Raw genomic sequence first — 16,287 nt, 5'->3', positions numbered from 1 at the left:
TCAGTCGACCTCCTCAACCGTCACGAGGTGGCGGACGGTGTGCACCATGCCGCGGAACTCGGGGCGGTCCTCCTTGACAACCGAGTCGTTCAGGCGCTTGAGCCCGAGCGAACGCAGGGTGTCGCGGTGGTTCTGCTTGCTGCCGATGTACGACTTCGTCTGCGTGATCTTGAGGCGAGCCATTACGCACCCGCTCCCGCACGCGCACGAAGCAGAGCCGCGGGGGCGACGTCCTCGAGGGGCAGACCGCGGCGGGCCGCGATCTCCTCGGGACGCTGCAGGCCCTGGAGGGCCGCCACGGTCGCGTGCACGATGTTGATCGGGTTCGAGGACCCGAGCGACTTCGACAGGATGTCGTGGACGCCGGCGCACTCGAGAACGGCGCGCACCGGGCCACCGGCGATCACACCGGTACCGGGGGAAGCCGGCTTGAGCAGGACGACGCCCGCGGCCTTCTCACCCTGGATCGGGTGAGGGATGGTGCCCTGGATACGCGGGACCTTGAAGAAGTTCTTCTTGGCCTCTTCCACGCCCTTGGCGATGGCCGCGGGAACTTCCTTGGCCTTGCCGTAACCGACACCGACGGTGCCGTCACCATCGCCCACCACGACCAGCGCGGTGAAGCTGAAGCGACGACCACCCTTCACAACCTTGGCGACTCGGTTGATCGCGACGACACGCTCGACGTACGCGGTCTTCTCGGCGGCGGCAGCGCCGCCGTCACGGCCCTTCCGGTCCCGCCGCTCGCCGCCACCGGCACCGCTTCCGCGGCGCTGGGGTCCAGCCATTGGATTTACCTCTCTCTGTTACGTCCGCTGTGCGTAGGAACCGGGGCTAGAACTTCAGCCCGGCTTCACGGGCGGCGTCAGCCAGAGCGGCAATCCGCCCGGCGTACTGGTTACCACCGCGGTCAAACACGACGGCCTCGACGCCTGCGGCCTTGGCACGCTCGGCGACCAGGGCGCCGACCTGCTTGGCCTGGCTGCTCTTGTCGCCCTCGCCACCACGGATGGAGACGTCCAGGGTCGACGCCGACGCGAGCGTGTGGCCCGCGATGTCGTCGATGATCTGGGCGACCATGTGACGGTTGGAGCGGGTCACGACCAGGCGCGGACGCTCCGGCGAACCGGAGATGTGCTTGCGGACGCGGATGTGGCGCCGCTTGCGAGCCGCGCGCTTGTACGCGTCGCCCTTGGCGATCTTCACGCCGTATGCCATGGCTACTTACCAGCCTTTCCGACCTTGCGGCGGATGACCTCGCCGGCGTACTTGACGCCCTTGGCCTTGTACGGGTCAGGCTTCCGCAGCTTGCGGATCTTGGCCGCGGTCTCGCCGACCTTCTGCTTGTCGATGCCCTCGACGGTGAACTTCGTGGGGGTCTCCACCTTGAAGGTGATGCCCTCCGGGGCCTCGATCAGGATCGGGTGGCTGTAGCCCAGGGCGAACTCCAGGTTGGAGCCCTTCGCCTGGACGCGGTAACCGACACCGCTGATCTCGAGCGCCTTGATGTACCCCTGGGTCACACCGGTGATCATGTTCGCCACCAGCGTGCGGGACAGGCCGTGCAGGGCCTTGTTCTGACGCTCGTCGTTCGGGCGGACGACGTTCAGGACGCCGTCCTCACCCTTGGTGACCTCGATGGGCGCCGCAACGGTGTGCGTGAGGGTGCCCTTGGGGCCCTTCACGTTGACCGTCCGGCCATCGATGGTGACGTCCACACCGGCGGGAACCTGGATGGGGAGCTTGCCGATTCGCGACATGAGCTATTCCTCCGTTCCCGACTACCAGACGTAGGCGAGGACTTCCCCACCTACGCCCTTCTTCTGAGCCTGCTGGCCGGTCAGGAGACCGTGGGACGTGGAGATGATCGCCACGCCCAGGCCGCCGAGGACCTTCGGCAGGTTGGTGGACTTTGCGTAGACACGCAGACCCGGCTTCGAAATGCGCTTGATGCCGGCGATCGAGCGCTCGCGGTTCGGGCCGAACTTCAGCTGGAGGACGAGGTTCTTGCCGACCTCGGCGTCCTCGACCTTCCAGCCGGTGATGAAGCCCTCCTGCTGGAGGATCTCCGCGATGTGCGACTTGATCTTGCTGTGCGGCATCACGACGTCGTCGTGATACGCCGAGTTCGCGTTGCGCAGACGCGTGAGCATGTCTGCGATGGGATCAGTCATGGTCATGAGTTGGCCTTCGGCCTCTCTCGCCGGGGTTTCCTGTATGCGCCATCCCTCTCCCCGCTCAGAGGCGGGACGGGTGCGGTGCGGGGACCTACGGCGTAGTAAGTCGGTCATGGGCGGCAGGCGCCCAACCCTGCAAGCCTACGGCATGCGGGGCCGGACTCCTGCCGACCAGATGCTTACCGAGAGTCTCCGGTGATTCCCAACGCCCAGAGGGCGAAGGAGAATTACCAGGAGCTCTTGGTCACGCCCGGCAGCTCGCCACGGTGAGCCATCTCACGAAGGCACACGCGGCACAGGCCGAACTTGCGGTAGACGGAGTGGGGCCGGCCGCAGCGCTGGCACCGGGTGTAACCCCGGACGCCGAACTTCGGCTTACGGGCGGCCTTAGCGATCAGAGCCTTCTTCGCCACGGTCAGTTCTCCTTGAACGGGAAGCCGAGGTGACGAAGGAGGGCACGACCCTCGTCGTCATTGGTCGCCGTGGTGACCACGGTGATGTCCATGCCCCGGACCCGGTCGATCTTGTCCTGGTCGATCTCGTGGAACATGACCTGCTCCGTGAGACCGAAGGTGTAGTTGCCACGGCCGTCGAACTGCTTGGGCGACAGGCCGCGGAAGTCACGGATACGCGGCAGCGCGAGCGACAGCGTACGGTCCAGGAACTCCCACATGCGGTCACCGCGGAGGGTGACGTGGCAGCCGATCGGCTGCCCCTCGCGCAGCTTGAACTGCGCGATCGACTTGCGGGCCTTGGTGACGGCCGGCTTCTGACCGGTGATCGTGGTGAGGTCCTTGACGGCACCGTCGATCAGCTTGGAGTCGCGGGCGGCGTCGCCCACACCCATGTTGACCACGATCTTGACCAGACCGGGGATCTGCATGACGTTCTCGTAGGAGAACTCCTCACGCAGCTTGCCGGCGATTTCCTCGCGGTAGCGCGTCTTGAGACGCGGCGCGGTGGTGGTAGTCATCAGATGTCCTCACCGGTGCGCTTGGCAACACGGATCTTGTTGCCCTCGTCGTCAAAGCGGTAGCCGACGCGAGTAACGACCTTGTTGCCGTCCTTCTCAACAACCAGCTGCACGTTGCTGACGTGGATCGGGGCCTCGGTCGTCACAATGCCACCGGTCTGCGAACCGCGAGCGGTCTGGCCGGCCTTGGTGTGCTTCTTGACCCGGTTGACACCCTCGACGAGGACGCGGTCCTGAGCGGGGTAGGCCACGATGACCTTGCCCTGCTTGCCCTTGTCCTTACCGGTGATGACCTGTACCAGGTCGCCCTTCTTGATCTTCATGCTTACAGCACCTCCGGCGCGAGCGAGATGATCTTCATGAACTTCTTCTCGCGCAGCTCACGGCCCACCGGGCCGAAGATACGGGTGCCGCGGGGGTCGCCGTCGTTCTTCAGAATGACGGCGGCGTTCTCGTCGAAGCGGATGTACGAGCCATCCTGGCGACGACGCTCCTTGACGGTGCGAACGATGACCGCCTTGACGACGTCACCCTTCTTCACGTTGCCACCGGGGATCGCGTCCTTGACGGTGGCGACGATGACGTCACCGATGCCCGCGTAGCGGCGACCCGAGCCACCGAGAACACGGATGGTGAGAATTTCCTTCGCACCCGTGTTGTCGGCGACGCGCAGTCGCGACTCCTGCTGGATCACGTCTATCTCCTGATCGTCTGCCGGTTCCCGGCAGGGGCCCCGCTAACGGGTGCCCCTGCCGAGCCTGGCGGAACTGACCTGAGGGGAAGTCCCCTCAGGAATTACTTGGCCTTCTCGAGGATCTCGACGATGCGCCACCGCTTGGTGGCGGACAGCGGCCGGGTCTCCATCAGGAGGACGCGGTCGCCGACACCGGCGGAGTTCTGCTCGTCGTGGGCCTTGAGCTTGTTCGTACGGCGGATGACCTTGCCGTACAGCGCGTGCTTCACGCGGTCCTCGACGGCGACGACGACGGTCTTGTCCATCTTGTCGCTGACGACGAGGCCCTCGCGGGTCTTGCGGAAGCCGCGCTCGGTCTTGGTCTCAGTCACAGTGTTCTCGCTCATCAGACGCTCTCCACCGTTTCGATGCCCAGCTCGCGCTCGCGCATCAGGGTGTAGATCCGGGCGATGTCCTTACGGACGGACTTGAGCCGACCGTGGTTCTCGAGCTGCCCGGTCGCCGCCTGGAAACGGAGGTTGAACAGCTCTTCCTTGGCCTCGCGGAGCTTGTTGAGGAGCTCCTCGTTGCCCAGCTCGCGCAGCTCGGACGCCTTGGTACCGGCCGACATCACGCTTCACCTGCCTCGCGCTTGACGATCCGGCACTTCATCGGCAGCTTGTGGGCCGCACGAGTCAGCGCCTCACGGGCGATCTTCTCGTTGGGGTACGACAGCTCGAACATGACGCGTCCGGGCTTGACGTTGGCGATCCACCACTCCGGGGAACCCTTACCGGAACCCATGCGGGTCTCGGCAGGCTTCTTGGTGAGGGGACGGTCCGGGTAGATGTTGATCCAGACCTTGCCGCCACGCTTGATGTGACGCGTCATGGCGATACGAGCGGACTCGATCTGACGGTTCGTCACGTACGCCGGGGTCAGCGCCTGGATGCCGTACTCGCCGAACGCAACCTGCGTGCCACCCTTGGACATGCCGCTGCGCTTCGGGTGGTGCTGCTTGCGGTGCTTGACCCTACGGGGGATCAGCATTTCGGTCAGGCCTCCGTTCCGGTGCTCTCAGCAGCCGGAGCAGCGGCGGTCGCCTCGGCCTTGGGGGCCTCGGCGGCCGGAGCCGACTGCTGCGGCTTGCGGCCGCGGCCGCCACGCTCGCCACCGCGGCCACCGCGGCCGGCCGGGCGGTCAGCGCCGCCACGGGCCGGGCGGTTGCCCGCACGGGCAGCAGCGTTCTCGGCGCGGACCTCGGCGATGTTCTTGACGTCGCCCTTGTAGATCCAGACCTTCACGCCGATGCGGCCGAAGGTCGTCTTGGCCTCGAAGAAGCCGTAGTCGACGTTCGCGCGGAGCGTGTGCAGGGGCACACGGCCCTCGCGGTAGAACTCCGAGCGGGACATCTCGGCGCCGCCGAGGCGACCGCCGCACTGGACCTTGATGCCCTTGGCGCCGGCCTTCATCGTGCTCTGCATGCTCTTGCGCATGGCACGACGGAAGGAGACGCGGGAGGAGAGCTGCTCGGCGACGGCCTGGGCCACCAGCTGAGCGTCCACCTCGGGGTTCTTGACCTCGAGGATGTTCAGCTGGACCTGCTTGCCGGTCAGCTTCTCCAGCTCGCCGCGGATGCGGTCGGCCTCGGCGCCGCGGCGGCCGATGACGATGCCCGGGCGAGCGGTGTGGATGTCGACGCGGACGCGGTCGCGGGTGCGCTCGATCTCAACCTTCGAGATGCCGGCGCGCTCCATGCCCTTCGTCATCATGCGACGAATGGCGACGTCTTCCTTGACGTAGTCCTTGTACAGCTTGTCGGCGTACCAGCGGGACTTGAAGTCCGTGGTGATGCCGAGCCGGAACCCGTGCGGGTTTACCTTCTGGCCCATTACCGGGTTCCTTCCTTGCTGCTGACGACCACGGTGATGTGGCTGGTCCGCTTACGGATCCGGTAGGCACGGCCCTGAGCACGCGGACGGAACCGCTTCAGGGTCGGGCCCTCATCCACATACGCCTCGCTGATGACCAGCGAAGAGGCGTCGGTGTGGTCGTAGTTGTGTGCGGCGTTGGCAATGGCGCTGTCCAGCACCTTGCCGACCGGCACGCTCGCGGCCTGCGGGGCGAAACGCAGGACCGCCTGAGCCTCCGTGGCGTCCATGCCACGGATGAGGTCCACCACGCGGCGGGCCTTCATGGGCGTGACGCGGATGTACCGCGCCTGGGCCCTGGCTTCCATGGTTGTCCCTTCGGTGTAAGTCATAGTCAGTCACCCCGCGTTAGCGGCGCTTCGACTTCCGGTCGTCCTTGACGTGGCCGCGGAAGGTGCGAGTCGGCGAGAACTCGCCGAGCTTGTGGCCGACCATCGACTCGGTGACGAACACCGGGACGTGGATCTTGCCGTTGTGCACCGCGATGGTGTGACCCAGCATGGCCGGGACGATCATCGAGCGACGGGACCAGGTCTTGATGACGTTCTTGGTGCCGGCCTCGTTCTGTACGTCCACCTTCTTGGCGAGGTGGCCGTCGACGAAGGGCCCCTTCTTGAGACTGCGCGGCATCTAAACCCGCTCCTAGCGCTTCTTGTTCGTCTTGCGGCGGCGGACGATGTACTTGTTCGACGCCTTCTTGGGCGAACGAGTACGACCTTCCTTCTTACCCCACGGCGAAACCGGGTGACGGCCACCGGAGGTCTTACCCTCACCACCACCGTGCGGGTGGTCGACCGGGTTCATCACGACACCACGGACGGTCGGGCGGACGCCCTTCCACCGCATGCGGCCGGCCTTGCCCCAGTTGATGTTCGACTGCTCGGCGTTGCCGACCTCGCCGATGGTGGCGCGGCAGCGGGCGTCGACCAGGCGGATCTCACCCGACGGCATACGAAGGTGGGCCATGGTGCCCTCCTTCGCCAGCAGCTGCACGGAGGCACCCGCGGAGCGGGCGAACTTCGCGCCGCCGCCGGGCCGCAGCTCGATGGCGTGGATGGTCGTACCGACCGGGATGTTGCGCAGCGCCAGGTTGTTGCCGGGCTTGATGTCGGCGGCCGGGCCGTTCTCGACACGGTCGCCCTGCGTCAGGCCACGCGGCGCGATGATGTAGCGCTTCTCGCCGTCCGCGTAGTGCAGGAGCGCGATGCGCGCGGTGCGGTTGGGGTCGTACTCGATGTGCGCGACCTTGGCCGGCACGCCGTCCTTGTCGTGACGACGGAAGTCGATCACGCGGTAGGCGCGCTTGTGGCCACCACCCTGGTGGCGAACGGTCACACGACCGGTGTTGTTACGGCCGCCCTTGTTGTGCAGGGGGCGGACCAGCGACTTCTCCGGCGTGGACCGCGTGATCTCGACAAAGTCGGCGACGCTGGAGCCACGACGGCCCGGGGTCGTCGGCTTGTACTTGCGGATACCCATTTCTCAGTCCTCGTCCGATTCCGGACGACTCGGCCTCACTAGGAGGTCGGGCCGCCGAAGATGTCGATACGGTCGCCCTCAGCGAGGGTCACGATGGCGCGCTTGGTGTCGGCGCGCTTGCCGAAACCGGTGCGGGTGCGCTTGCGCTTGCCCTGGCGGTTGATCGTGTTGACCCCGGTGACCTTGACCGAGAAGACCGCCTCGACGGCCTGCTTGATCTGGGTCTTGTTGGAGCCCGGCGCGACGATGAACGTGTACTTGTTCTCGTCGAGCAGCGCGTAGCTCTTCTCCGAGACAACCGGCTTGACGAGAACGTCGCGCGGGTCGTCGTAGGTCTTGCTGGTAACGGTCGCCTCGCTCATCAGGCGTCGCTCCCTTCGGTCTCAGCGGTCTGGGGGCCAGACACGAAGGACTCGAAGGCGGCCTGGGTGAAGACCACGTCGTCAGAGACGATCACGTCGTACGTGTTCAGCTGGCCCGGCTCCAGGATGTGCACCTGGGGCAGGTTGCGTGCGGAGAGCCACGCGGCCTCGTCGTTGCGGTCGACGACCAGGAGCAGGTTCTTGCGCTCCGAGATCTTGCCGAACAGCGTCTTGGCGGCCTTCGTGGAGATCCCACCCTCGACCACGCCGGTGACGACGTGGATGCGGGAGTGACGCGCCCGGTCGGAGAGGGCACCGCGGAGGGCGGCGGCCTTCATCTTCTTCGGGGTGCGCTGCGAGTAGTCACGCGGCTGCGGGCCGTGGACGACGCCACCGCCGACGAACTGCGGCGCGCGGGTCGAACCCTGGCGCGCGCGGCCGGTGCCCTTCTGGCGGTACGGCTTGCGCCCACCACCGCGGACCTCGCCACGGGACTTGGTCTTGTGCGTGCCCTGACGGGCAGCTGCCAGCTGTGCGACGACGACCTGGTGGATCAGCGGAACGCTGGTCTTCGCGTCGAAGATCTCCGCGGGGAGCTCGACGGTACCGGCCTTGTCGCCTGCCGGCGAAAGGATGTCAATGGTGCTCATTACCTCAAGCCCCCTTGGCCGCGGTACGGACCAGGACGAGGCCGCCGTTCGGACCGGGGACCGCGCCCTTGATGAGGAGCAGACCCTTCTCCGCGTCAACCGCGTGGATGGTCAGGTTCTGGGTGGTGACGCGCTCGTTACCCATGCGACCGGCCATGCGCATGCCCTTGAAGACACGCCCAGGGGTGGCGCAGCCACCGATCGAACCGGGGGAACGGTGCTTGCGCTGCACGCCGTGACCGGCGCCGAGGCCCCGGAAGTTGTGACGCTTCATGACACCGGCGAAGCCCTTGCCCTTGCTCTTGCCCGTGACGTCGACCTTGACGCCGGACTCGAACACCTCGGCATTGATCTCCTGGCCGAGCGTGTACTCGCTGGCGTCAGGAGTGCGGATCTCCACCAGGTGGCGGCGCGGGGTGACGTCGGCCTTGGCGAAGTGACCCTTGAGGGGCTTGTTCACCTTGCGCGGGTCGATCTCGCCGAAGGCGATCTGCACCGACTCGTAGCCGTCGCTGTCGTTCGTACGGACCTGCGTCACGACGCACGGACCGGCCTTGACGACGGTCACCGGGACGACCCGGTTGTTCTCGTCCCAGACCTGGGTCATGCCGAGCTTCTCGCCCAGGACGCCCTTGATGTTCTTGCTCATCTCGGCCGTCCCCTCAGAGCTTGATCTCGATGTCGACGCCCGCCGGCAGGTCGAGGCGCATCAGCGAGTCAACCGTCTTCGGCGTGGGGTCGAGGATGTCGATGAGGCGCTTGTGCGTGCGCATCTCGAAGTGCTCGCGAGAGTCCTTGTACTTGTGCGGCGACTTGATGACGCAGTACACGTTCTTCTCAGTGGGCAGCGGCACCGGGCCCGCGACCGACGCACCAGTGCGGGTCACCGTCTCGACGATCTTCTTCGCCGAGGAGTCGATGACCTCGTGGTCGTAGGCCTTGAGCCGGATGCGGATCTTCTGTCCCGCCATGGCTACTAGTAGTCCTGTCTCTCGTTTAACGCTCTGGAACCCGGGGTTCGGTACCTCCGCCTCCGACCCACGCGGTCGGGCGTGTCGCATCCCCTCTACGCAGAAGTCCCGAAGGATTTCCCAACCAAGGGGGTGCGGGCCGATGACCGCGCTGCCGGGGGTGAAACCCCACCGGGTGCCTGGCCGGTGCCCCACTTACGCTTCCCGGAAGATTCCCGTACGTCCGGCCCGCATGGGGCCGACGAGTACTGTGGGACTCGCTTCCGGTCCTCCCGGCGGGAGGCGCGCAGCATTGACACTCAACCGAGCAACCTGGCTAGTGTGCCATACGGGCTGTGAGCCTGGCCAATCGGGCCGAGGATCTTACCCCGGCCGAGTGGATGCTCAAACGCGGGCACGGATCGAAGGCCTCGCGGCGCCCTCGGCTCAGGTGCGGGTGGTCGTTCCGCAACGACCGCTGTTCGCCACGGACCGATGCCGGTCGTACGGGTCCACGGCGGGGCCGTCGGCGGAGGCGCCGGAGTCCGCGTCGCCATCGAATTCCGGGTGGTAGTACCCGTCGTACACCTCGCACGCGGTGTTCCCGACCTCACTGGCGTACAGGCCCAGGTTGAGCCTGCCCCGGGTCACCAGCCACCGGGCCGGGTCCATCAGGGAGGCCTTCACGTCCCGGCGGACGATCGTCCGCGTCACGGAGCCGCCCCCGCCGGCCCGTGCCAGCGGGTAGACGAACGTGTAGTCCGCGTGCACCCGCACCTCGCCGCGCTTCCCCGCGCCGAACGTCATCCGCCCCCGTACCCGGACCACGTCACCGGCCGGCGCCACCTCGTCCGGGTCGAAGCGGGTGACCAGGCCCAGCGGGTCGTGCCTCTCGTCCGGGTCGCGCAGGGAGCGCCGCAGCTCCGGCAGCGTGTCCCAGTCCTTCGGGTCGAGCAGAGCCATCGCGGCCGTGGGCTCCTCGCCGCGCAGCACGGCCGGGTCCAGATTGGTGCCGACCAGGAACTCCTTGGTCAGGCGCAGCGCGAGCGCCACGTCCGCCTCGCTCATCCCGCCCACCGCCTTCGCCTCCGGCAGCACGATCGCGTCGGCCCCGGAGGCCCACCGCTCGGCGGGCGACCCCCGGAACGGGTGCGCGCGGTCGGGCAGGCCCACCCGGGCCGCCGGGGCGGCGTCCGGCCGCGCGGTCTCGGCGGGCAGCGGCGAGGCGTCGGCGTGATGCCCGGGCAGCCGGTCGAGCAGCAACGCCGGCCGTACGACGACCAGGGCGACCCCCGCCACCAACGCCAGTACGGACACCGTCCGCACCGTCCGGAGCCGGCCCCGCCGCCCGTTCAGCTCCTGCCAGGCGGGACCGGTGCGCCACCCGGGCGGAAGCACCGGCTCCGGCGCCCGCTTCTTCCGCTGCCACCACCGCCCGCCGGCCGCCGCCGCGTCCTGCTCCCGCAGCCTGCGCGTCACCATCCGCGCCCGCGCGGACGGCTCCTCCGGCGCCTTCCCGCGGCCGCCCTCCGCGCCCGCGCGGACGGCTCCTCCGGCGCCTTCCCGCGGCCGCCCTCCGCGGCCTCGCACTGGAACGTCTCCCCCTGTTCGTCGGCGACGGCGGAGGCGCCCCGGTCCTCGCCGGGTCTGCCGTCCGGGTGCTCGGGGGGTATGACGGTGCTCATGGGCAGGCTCTTTCGCGGGAGGTTGGTAGGGGCGGGGGCTTAGTCAGCCGGTCTCGACGATCGCCGTGTCCCCCGGAGGTCCGTCGGGAAGGGCCTCTTCGAGTGCGCCGAGCATCGTTTCCTCTCGTGCGACCCTGGTGGCCGGATTTATTCGGTCATCGAACCGGGAAGGCAGCACCTCGTGCCCGATTTCATTCCTTTTGATCTCATTAAAATCTCGGATGAAGAGCAGAACGTCACCCTTCGTGTCATCGAGGGGATGCACTTCTCGGGCTCCGAAGACTATGACGCGCTCTACGCCGAGGTACTGGTCAGCACCAACTTTCTGCACGGCCGCGTCGAGGCGTACCTCAATTCCTACGATCTCGATGCCTGGAGCGAGGCCCTGGACGCTCTCGCGACAGGCCGGAAGGTGACCTGGCTGGAGAGCGGCCGCTCCCCCCGCCTCATGGTCTCGCCGCAGGAGCGGACAGAAAGCGGGTGCACGGAGGTGAGTGTCTACGACGTCGTGGGTTCACAGGTCTTCGTCACCGTGCCCGTCGCCACGGAAGCCGACTGGATCGCACGCCACCGTGAACTGCTCGCGGAGGCCAGGAGCCGATTCCCTCTGACCCGGTGAGCCGCGCGGGCCGGAGAGGAGTTCCTCCTCTCCGGCCTTCGGCTACCTACCGGTGGGCGTGTTCTTCACGACAGCTGACTCGTTCGTCCCCCCGCTGCCGATGGCATACAGCCTGGTCTCGTACGGGATGGGGGAACCGCCGTGATATCGAGGCACGGCCAGGTAGTAAATCCGTTCCCCGCCCGAGATACGTGCGGCGATTCTGTCCTCGAATCCCTTCTGGATAACGGAATTGGGCCTCGTGTACTGCGGGACGAGATTGCGCACCTCGGTACCGCTGCCACCGAGCTGCCGGCCGATCAGATGGCCTCGCGCGAGTCCCTTGCCCTTTTGATAGCCGGTCGGGTCGTGCTTGCCGTCGCGGCGGGTGTCACTGCCCACGAGGTCGGTGTCCTTGCTGTCCGGCTTCGCTCCGCGCCCGGTCAGCTTGATGGCGTCCTTCTGGAGGCAGCCGAACGCGCCGGTCGCCCGGTCCTTGGCATCGAGCGGCTGGTAGTAGATCCAGCTCTGCTCGCCCTGGGTGCAGTCCTTCTCCTGATCATCCCAGTTCGCAACGAACTTGCCGAACTCCTGCTCGTAGGACGAGCCCGCAGCGGGACGCGGGAACATCTTGAAGTAGCCGCGCAACTGCTCCTCGGTGAGGCCGAGGTCCTTCTGGGCGCGGGTGAAGGCGTCGTCCACGAAGCGCTGGTGCTCCGTGTCCGTGTCCGTGCTGCCCGTCGGCCGGGCGTGGACCACGCGCAGGACGGCCTTGATCATCTGGGCCCACGGCGGCGGCGGGGGCGGCGGGGGCGGACCTCGGCTTCTCGGCGGGCAGCGACGGTGACGCGTTCGGGGCCGCGCTGCCGCACTGACCCACCCGCGTAATTCGTTCGTACGCGAAAGCCCCCACCCCTAAAGTTTCCGGCCGGGCACGACGACGGTACGGGGGCGGAAGACCATGCGGACGCACTATCCACGGACCCCTCATCTGCCCTGGTCGCCCGGCGCCACCTCCGACGACGTGCGGATGACTGACCTCGCCGCGCTGGCCGGGACCGAGGTCGTCGTCACCGAGAAGCTGGACGGCGAGAACACCACGCTGTACGCGGACGGGCTGCACGCCCGTTCGCTGGACTCGGCGCACCATCCGTCCCGGACCTGGGTGAAGGCCCTCCAGGCCCGCGTCGGCCCCCGCATCCCCGCGGGGTGGCGGATCTGCGGGGAGAACATGTTCGCGCGGCACTCCCTCGCGTACGACGCGCTGGAGAGCCACTTCTACGGGTTCTCCGTGTGGGACGGCGACCGCTGCCTGGGCTGGGACCGGACCGCGGAGTTCCTGCGCTCCCTGGGCATCCCGGCGCCGCCGGTGCTGTGGCGCGGGGTCTTCGACGCGAAGGCGCTGCGCGCGCTGAAGCCGGACACGGGGCGGCAGGAGGGGTACGTCGTCCGGCCGGCCGCCTCCTTCCCGGCCGCGCTGTTCGGGCGCGTCGTCGGCAAGTGGGTGCGGCCGGGGCACGTGGTGACCGATACGCACTGGATGCACGCGGAGGTCGTGGAGAACGGGCTGGGGCCTGCGGCGCCGCTGTGGGCGGTACGGAGCGGAGCGCCGGTGGACGCGGGGGCGCTGCGCGCGGCGGTGGGCGCCGGCCCGGCGGACGGGCCCCCACATGACGGGCCGAAGCACGCCCGCGCCGCCGCCGACGCCCTCGACGCCCTCGGCCGCACCGGCGACGACCGCCTCACCGGCGTCCTCGCCGCCCTGCTGCACACCACCCGCCGCACCGCCCTCGCCCCGCTGCTGGCCCCCGCCCTCGGCATGCCGCAGGCCCGCCGCGTCGCGGACCTCGTCGGGCTGGCCCCCGGGCTGCACCGCCCCTACCCCGACGGGGAGCGGCGCGCCGGGCTGGCCCGGATGGCGCTCGCCGCCGACCTGCCCGTGCTGCACGCGGTGTCCGGGGCGCTGGCGGACTCCCCCGAGGCGCGGGAGCAGGTCGAGTGGTCGGCCCTGCACGCGGAGGAGGTGCGGGAGCCGGACGGGCTGGCCGGGGCGTTCACGGACCTCGGGCCGGAGGCCGCCGCGCGCTGCCTGGCGCAGGCCCGCGAGGCGTACGCGGCCGGGCGCGTCGCCACCGCCGAGGAGGCCGTCGCCGCGACCTGGCGGTGGCGGTCCGGGGGCTTCCCGCGCCTGGTCCAGCTGGCCGGCCCCTCGGGCAGCGGCAAGAGCACCTTCGGCCGGGGCCTGCCGGGGGTCGCCACGTACATCTCGCTGGACGATCTCCGCCTGGCCCGGGGCTCGCGGGCCGACCAGAGCGCCAACGGGGACGTGCTGCGGGAGGGCCTGGACCGGCTGGACGCGGCCCTCGTCCCCGGCGCGACGGTGGTCTGGGACGCCACCTCGCTCAACCCGCACCAGCGCTCCCTGGTCCACGCGGTCGCCCGGCGCCGCGACGCCCTGGTCACGCACGCCGTGGCCTGGATCGGCGAGGCGGAGCTGGCCGCGCGCAACGGGCGCCGGGAGCACCCCGTACCACCACCGGTGCTGGCGTCGCAGCTGCACCGGTTCGTCCCCCCGTACCCCGGCCAGGCGCACCGCACCTGGTACATCGGCACCAGCGGCACCGTGGAGGACCGGGCCTGATGCGCACGAGCGAGGAGATCTACCACCGGGTCCGCTGGGACGCCCGCTTCGACCCGGCGCGCTTCGTGCTGGGCGTGGCGCAGCGCGGCCGGGAGCCGAAGCGGGTGCCGCTGGACCGGTTCACGCCGGGCGGCGACATCCCCTGGCACCGGGTGCTGTTCTTCGAGGCGGACGGCGAGGTGGTCTGGGACCGGGCCACGGGCACGGACCGCATCGACGCGACGGACGCCGGCCGGATACGGGAGGCGCGCCGCCTGCCTTCCCCGTACTTCACGGCCCGGACCCCGCACGCGTACTCCCCGGCGACGGGCACCTGGGATCCTGCGCCGACCGGCGCGAAGGGACCGGCGGGTCCGCTGACGGTCCTCACCTGGAACACCCTCTGGGACCGCTACGACAGCGACCGCATCGACACCGCGCGCCGCCGCCCCCTGCTGGCCGGGGCGCTGCGCGCGGCGGACGCGGACGTGATCGCGCTCCAGGAGGTGGAGCCCGCGCTGCTCACGCTGCTGCTGGGCTGCGCCTGGGTACGTGCCCACTACACACTCGCGACCGACCCCGCCGGCCACGACGTGCCGGACCACGGCCTGCTGCTGCTCAGCCGCCTGCCGGTGAGCGAGGCGGCGGTGCACGTGCTGGGTCCGCACAAGGCGGTCGCGGCGGCGGTCGTGGAGACGGCGGAGGGCCCGGTCACGGTGGCCGTCACGCATCTCAGCAGCGACCACTCCCCCGAGGGCGCGGCCCGCCGTGACGCCGAACTGACGGACCTGGCAACGGGTTTGGCGGCGGTGTCGGGCGAGCTGGTCCTCGTCGGCGACTTCAACGACGGCGGCGACCACCCGCAGACCCGCCTGGCGATGACGGACGCGTGGACGGAGGTGCACGGCCCCGCCGACGACACCCCGACCTTCGACCCGTCGGCCAATCCGCTGGCCGCGATCTCGTCCCTGTCGGGGCGGGTGTCGCGACTGGACCGGGTGCTGCTGCGGACGGACCGGCTGCGGGCGTGTGGGGCGACCCTGCTCGGGGAAGAGCCCGGGCCGGGTGGACTGCATGTGTCGGATCACTACGGGGTACGGGTGGGGCTCGGCACGGCTTCCCGGAGGGCGGCCGCCGAAACCGCCCGCTCTACCCAGGCGGCCGAGGCCGCAACCGCCCGCGTCGCCGCCGCCCTCCCCGAGGCGTGCGTCCACCTCGTGGGCTCCCGGCGCATGGGCTGCGCGCGCCCAGGCGCCGACCTGGACCTGGTGGCGGCGCTCCCCGACGTCACGGGCGTACGGAACCGGCTCGCGGCCGCCTTCCCGGAGACGCGGGACCTCCACGAGGTGGCGGGCGCCCGGGTCCCCGGCCTCCGGTGGTACGTGGATGGCCTGCGGGTCGACCTGGTCACCGTGGCGACGGGGACCGTACCGCCGGCCGAAGCGGTCGCCCGCCGCGCGGAGCTGGGAGAGGCGGCGGCGGTCGCGCTGAGCGCGGTGAGCGACGCGGAGGCGGTCCTGGCGGCGGCATCGCCGCATCCGGAGGCGTTCACCGCGCTGGCGCGGGACGTCAAGGAGTGGGCGGCGGCCAGGGGCCTGGACTCCGCCCCGTGCGGCGGCCTCCCGGGCATCGCGTGGGCGACCCTCGCGGCCCGCACGGCCCACGAGGGCGGCGGCCTCCGGGACTTCTTCGCGACCTGGGCGGCATGGGACTGGCGCGAGCCGGTGGGCCAGGGCCCGGCGACGGGCGACCCGGTCACGGTGTACACCCCGACTCCCCCGGTCCGCTCGTGCACGACGCAGGTCTCCCCCGCAGGCCGGGACCTGCTGACGGCGGAGCTGTTCCGGGCGTGGGACGTCCTGGACGCCGAGCCGGACGCGCTCTGCGCCCCGCCGGCGCTCACGGAACACACCGCGTGGGCCCTGGCCTCGGCGGACCCCGCCGAGGAGGGCCGCCTCCGCGGACGCCTCCTGGCCCTGACCGCCGCCCTGGCGGAGGCGGGCGCCCCGGACTGCCGCGTCTGGCCCCGCCCGATCACGACCCCCGACCACACGGGTTACGCGATCGGCCTGGGCACGACGCCCCCGGAGCCGCACCGGCTGGCGGAGATCGGGGCGGAGGTGCTGCGCGGGATCAGGAGGGCGTCGCTGCGCCCCGGGCCGCGTCCCCGTAGCGCCTGAGAGCAGGCA

26 protein-coding genes are annotated in these 16,287 nt (G+C 69.6%); 3 read left to right on the top strand and 23 right to left on the bottom strand.

Features of this window, described 5'->3' with window-relative positions; all coding sequences use genetic code 11:
- The 22 genes from rpmD to ACLQ2N_RS26240 all read right to left on the bottom strand — a co-directional run bounded on the left by rpmD (position 1) and on the right by ACLQ2N_RS26240 (position 10,880).
- Positions 1–183, bottom strand: a complete 183-nt coding sequence (rpmD, locus tag ACLQ2N_RS26345; RefSeq protein WP_003966943.1) for a 50S ribosomal protein L30 — start codon at positions 181–183, stop codon at positions 1–3.
- Positions 183–788: a 30S ribosomal protein S5 gene (rpsE, locus tag ACLQ2N_RS26340; protein WP_018101216.1), complete on the bottom strand. Its 606-nt coding sequence runs from the start codon at positions 786–788 to the stop codon at positions 183–185. Before rpsE ends, rpmD begins: the two co-directional genes overlap by 1 nt.
- Positions 789–834: 46 nt before the next feature.
- Positions 835–1,218, bottom strand: coding sequence for a 50S ribosomal protein L18 (gene rplR, locus ACLQ2N_RS26335; protein WP_018101217.1), 384 nt, complete (start codon positions 1,216–1,218; stop codon positions 835–837).
- Positions 1,219–1,220: 2 nt separating this feature from the next.
- Complete coding sequence (gene rplF, locus ACLQ2N_RS26330) at positions 1,221–1,760, bottom strand: 50S ribosomal protein L6 (protein ID WP_143621230.1); 540 nt, start codon at positions 1,758–1,760, stop codon at positions 1,221–1,223.
- 21 nt (positions 1,761–1,781) lie between these two features.
- Positions 1,782–2,180 carry a 30S ribosomal protein S8 gene (gene rpsH, locus ACLQ2N_RS26325; RefSeq protein WP_018101219.1) on the bottom strand — a complete coding sequence of 133 codons (399 nt, stop codon included), beginning with the start codon at positions 2,178–2,180 and terminating at the stop codon, positions 1,782–1,784.
- Between the two features lie 224 nt (positions 2,181–2,404).
- Complete coding sequence (locus ACLQ2N_RS26320; RefSeq protein ID WP_003948630.1) at positions 2,405–2,590, bottom strand: type Z 30S ribosomal protein S14; 186 nt, start codon at positions 2,588–2,590, stop codon at positions 2,405–2,407.
- A gap of 2 nt (positions 2,591–2,592) precedes the next feature.
- Entirely contained in the window at positions 2,593–3,150 is a 558-nt protein-coding gene (gene rplE / locus ACLQ2N_RS26315) for a 50S ribosomal protein L5 (RefSeq protein WP_018101220.1), read from the bottom strand.
- Positions 3,150–3,473: a 50S ribosomal protein L24 gene (gene rplX / locus ACLQ2N_RS26310; protein ID WP_003966949.1), complete on the bottom strand. Its 324-nt coding sequence runs from the start codon at positions 3,471–3,473 to the stop codon at positions 3,150–3,152. Before rplX ends, rplE begins: the two co-directional genes overlap by 1 nt.
- Before the next feature lie 2 nt (positions 3,474–3,475).
- Positions 3,476–3,844, bottom strand: coding sequence for a 50S ribosomal protein L14 (rplN, locus tag ACLQ2N_RS26305; protein WP_003966950.1), 369 nt, complete (start codon positions 3,842–3,844; stop codon positions 3,476–3,478).
- A 101-nt stretch (positions 3,845–3,945) separates the two neighbouring features.
- Positions 3,946–4,230: a 30S ribosomal protein S17 gene (rpsQ, locus tag ACLQ2N_RS26300; protein ID WP_136317111.1), complete on the bottom strand. Its 285-nt coding sequence runs from the start codon at positions 4,228–4,230 to the stop codon at positions 3,946–3,948.
- On the bottom strand, positions 4,230–4,454 hold the full coding sequence (rpmC, locus tag ACLQ2N_RS26295; RefSeq protein ID WP_014047786.1) for a 50S ribosomal protein L29: 225 nt from the start codon (positions 4,452–4,454) through the stop codon (positions 4,230–4,232). The genes rpsQ and rpmC overlap by 1 nt, the downstream gene beginning before the upstream one ends.
- Complete coding sequence (rplP, locus tag ACLQ2N_RS26290) at positions 4,454–4,873, bottom strand: 50S ribosomal protein L16 (protein WP_018101222.1); 420 nt, start codon at positions 4,871–4,873, stop codon at positions 4,454–4,456. The genes rpmC and rplP overlap by 1 nt, the downstream gene beginning before the upstream one ends.
- A gap of 5 nt (positions 4,874–4,878) precedes the next feature.
- The gene (gene rpsC / locus ACLQ2N_RS26285) at positions 4,879–5,715 is read right to left on the bottom strand and encodes a 30S ribosomal protein S3 (RefSeq protein WP_018101223.1); all 837 of its coding nucleotides are present in this window, start codon (positions 5,713–5,715) and stop codon (positions 4,879–4,881) included.
- Positions 5,715–6,062: a 50S ribosomal protein L22 gene (gene rplV, locus ACLQ2N_RS26280; RefSeq protein WP_004571827.1), complete on the bottom strand. Its 348-nt coding sequence runs from the start codon at positions 6,060–6,062 to the stop codon at positions 5,715–5,717. Before rplV ends, rpsC begins: the two co-directional genes overlap by 1 nt.
- Positions 6,063–6,102: 40 nt before the next feature.
- Positions 6,103–6,384 (bottom strand): 30S ribosomal protein S19, encoded by a 282-nt coding sequence (rpsS, locus tag ACLQ2N_RS26275; RefSeq protein WP_018101224.1) that lies wholly within the window; start codon positions 6,382–6,384, stop codon positions 6,103–6,105.
- Positions 6,385–6,396: 12 nt separating this feature from the next.
- Complete coding sequence (gene rplB / locus ACLQ2N_RS26270; RefSeq protein WP_073964434.1) at positions 6,397–7,233, bottom strand: 50S ribosomal protein L2; 837 nt, start codon at positions 7,231–7,233, stop codon at positions 6,397–6,399.
- A 38-nt stretch (positions 7,234–7,271) separates the two neighbouring features.
- On the bottom strand, positions 7,272–7,595 hold the full coding sequence (rplW, locus tag ACLQ2N_RS26265; RefSeq protein WP_111337412.1) for a 50S ribosomal protein L23: 324 nt from the start codon (positions 7,593–7,595) through the stop codon (positions 7,272–7,274).
- Complete coding sequence (rplD, locus tag ACLQ2N_RS26260; RefSeq protein WP_111337409.1) at positions 7,595–8,245, bottom strand: 50S ribosomal protein L4; 651 nt, start codon at positions 8,243–8,245, stop codon at positions 7,595–7,597. The genes rplW and rplD overlap by 1 nt, the downstream gene beginning before the upstream one ends.
- A 4-nt stretch (positions 8,246–8,249) precedes the next feature.
- On the bottom strand, positions 8,250–8,894 hold the full coding sequence (rplC, locus tag ACLQ2N_RS26255) for a 50S ribosomal protein L3 (protein ID WP_018101228.1): 645 nt from the start codon (positions 8,892–8,894) through the stop codon (positions 8,250–8,252).
- A gap of 13 nt (positions 8,895–8,907) precedes the next feature.
- Entirely contained in the window at positions 8,908–9,216 is a 309-nt protein-coding gene (gene rpsJ / locus ACLQ2N_RS26250; RefSeq protein ID WP_003948644.1) for a 30S ribosomal protein S10, read from the bottom strand.
- A 426-nt stretch (positions 9,217–9,642) separates the two neighbouring features.
- Positions 9,643–10,677: a hypothetical protein gene (locus tag ACLQ2N_RS26245; RefSeq protein ID WP_425816609.1), complete on the bottom strand. Its 1,035-nt coding sequence runs from the start codon at positions 10,675–10,677 to the stop codon at positions 9,643–9,645.
- Positions 10,671–10,880, bottom strand: a complete 210-nt coding sequence (locus tag ACLQ2N_RS26240; protein ID WP_425816608.1) for a hypothetical protein — start codon at positions 10,878–10,880, stop codon at positions 10,671–10,673. The genes ACLQ2N_RS26245 and ACLQ2N_RS26240 overlap by 7 nt, the downstream gene beginning before the upstream one ends.
- Positions 10,881–11,061: 181 nt before the next feature.
- On the opposite strand from ACLQ2N_RS26240, the gene ACLQ2N_RS26235 reads away from it, so the two are divergent.
- A complete protein-coding gene (locus tag ACLQ2N_RS26235; protein WP_425816607.1) occupies positions 11,062–11,499 on the top strand; it encodes a DUF5959 family protein in 438 nt (145 codons plus the stop codon).
- A 42-nt stretch (positions 11,500–11,541) separates the two neighbouring features.
- Here the strand turns inward: ACLQ2N_RS26235 and ACLQ2N_RS26230 are convergent, their stop codons facing one another.
- On the bottom strand, positions 11,542–12,258 hold the full coding sequence (locus ACLQ2N_RS26230; protein ID WP_425816606.1) for a DNA/RNA non-specific endonuclease: 717 nt from the start codon (positions 12,256–12,258) through the stop codon (positions 11,542–11,544).
- Between the two features lie 181 nt (positions 12,259–12,439).
- Between ACLQ2N_RS26230 and ACLQ2N_RS26225 the strand changes: the two genes are divergently transcribed.
- Together ACLQ2N_RS26225 and ACLQ2N_RS26220 are read left to right on the top strand one after the other, a co-directional pair.
- Positions 12,440–14,119 (top strand): RNA ligase family protein, encoded by a 1,680-nt coding sequence (locus ACLQ2N_RS26225; protein ID WP_425816605.1) that lies wholly within the window; start codon positions 12,440–12,442, stop codon positions 14,117–14,119.
- Positions 14,119–16,278, top strand: a complete 2,160-nt coding sequence (locus ACLQ2N_RS26220; protein WP_425816604.1) for an RNA repair domain-containing protein — start codon at positions 14,119–14,121, stop codon at positions 16,276–16,278. Before ACLQ2N_RS26225 ends, ACLQ2N_RS26220 begins: the two co-directional genes overlap by 1 nt.
- The last annotated feature ends 9 nt before the right edge of the window (positions 16,279–16,287 follow it).

The sequence above is a fragment of the Streptomyces sp. DT224 genome (genome assembly GCF_049844595.1).
Taxonomy (GTDB): Bacteria; Actinomycetota; Actinomycetes; order Streptomycetales; family Streptomycetaceae; genus Streptomyces.
Note: the sequence above shows the minus strand (reverse complement) of the source record. Positions and strands in the feature narration are given on the sequence as shown.

Coding starts and splice junctions, on each gene's coding strand:
- rpmD (WP_003966943.1), bottom strand. CDS start 183: ATGGCTCGCCTCAAGATCACGCAGACGAAGTCGTACATCGGCAGCAAG.
- rpsE (WP_018101216.1), bottom strand. CDS start 788: ATGGCTGGACCCCAGCGCCGCGGAAGCGGTGCCGGTGGCGGCGAGCGG.
- rplR (WP_018101217.1), bottom strand. CDS start 1,218: ATGGCATACGGCGTGAAGATCGCCAAGGGCGACGCGTACAAGCGCGCG.
- rplF (WP_143621230.1), bottom strand. CDS start 1,760: ATGTCGCGAATCGGCAAGCTCCCCATCCAGGTTCCCGCCGGTGTGGAC.
- rpsH (WP_018101219.1), bottom strand. CDS start 2,180: ATGACCATGACTGATCCCATCGCAGACATGCTCACGCGTCTGCGCAAC.
- rplE (WP_018101220.1), bottom strand. CDS start 3,150: ATGACTACCACCACCGCGCCGCGTCTCAAGACGCGCTACCGCGAGGAA.
- rplX (WP_003966949.1), bottom strand. CDS start 3,473: ATGAAGATCAAGAAGGGCGACCTGGTACAGGTCATCACCGGTAAGGAC.
- rpsQ (WP_136317111.1), bottom strand. CDS start 4,230: ATGAGCGAGAACACTGTGACTGAGACCAAGACCGAGCGCGGCTTCCGC.
- rpmC (WP_014047786.1), bottom strand. CDS start 4,454: ATGTCGGCCGGTACCAAGGCGTCCGAGCTGCGCGAGCTGGGCAACGAG.
- rplP (WP_018101222.1), bottom strand. CDS start 4,873: ATGCTGATCCCCCGTAGGGTCAAGCACCGCAAGCAGCACCACCCGAAG.
- rpsC (WP_018101223.1), bottom strand. CDS start 5,715: ATGGGCCAGAAGGTAAACCCGCACGGGTTCCGGCTCGGCATCACCACG.
- rplV (WP_004571827.1), bottom strand. CDS start 6,062: ATGGAAGCCAGGGCCCAGGCGCGGTACATCCGCGTCACGCCCATGAAG.
- rpsS (WP_018101224.1), bottom strand. CDS start 6,384: ATGCCGCGCAGTCTCAAGAAGGGGCCCTTCGTCGACGGCCACCTCGCC.
- rplB (WP_073964434.1), bottom strand. CDS start 7,233: ATGGGTATCCGCAAGTACAAGCCGACGACCCCGGGCCGTCGTGGCTCC.
- rplW (WP_111337412.1), bottom strand. CDS start 7,595: ATGAGCGAGGCGACCGTTACCAGCAAGACCTACGACGACCCGCGCGAC.
- rplD (WP_111337409.1), bottom strand. CDS start 8,245: ATGAGCACCATTGACATCCTTTCGCCGGCAGGCGACAAGGCCGGTACC.
- rplC (WP_018101228.1), bottom strand. CDS start 8,894: ATGAGCAAGAACATCAAGGGCGTCCTGGGCGAGAAGCTCGGCATGACC.
- rpsJ (WP_003948644.1), bottom strand. CDS start 9,216: ATGGCGGGACAGAAGATCCGCATCCGGCTCAAGGCCTACGACCACGAG.
- ACLQ2N_RS26245 (WP_425816609.1), bottom strand. CDS start 10,677: ATGGTGACGCGCAGGCTGCGGGAGCAGGACGCGGCGGCGGCCGGCGGG.
- ACLQ2N_RS26240 (WP_425816608.1), bottom strand. CDS start 10,880: ATGAGCACCGTCATACCCCCCGAGCACCCGGACGGCAGACCCGGCGAG.
- ACLQ2N_RS26230 (WP_425816606.1), bottom strand. CDS start 12,258: ATGATCAAGGCCGTCCTGCGCGTGGTCCACGCCCGGCCGACGGGCAGC.
- ACLQ2N_RS26225 (WP_425816605.1), top strand. CDS start 12,440: ATGCGGACGCACTATCCACGGACCCCTCATCTGCCCTGGTCGCCCGGC.
- ACLQ2N_RS26220 (WP_425816604.1), top strand. CDS start 14,119: ATGCGCACGAGCGAGGAGATCTACCACCGGGTCCGCTGGGACGCCCGC.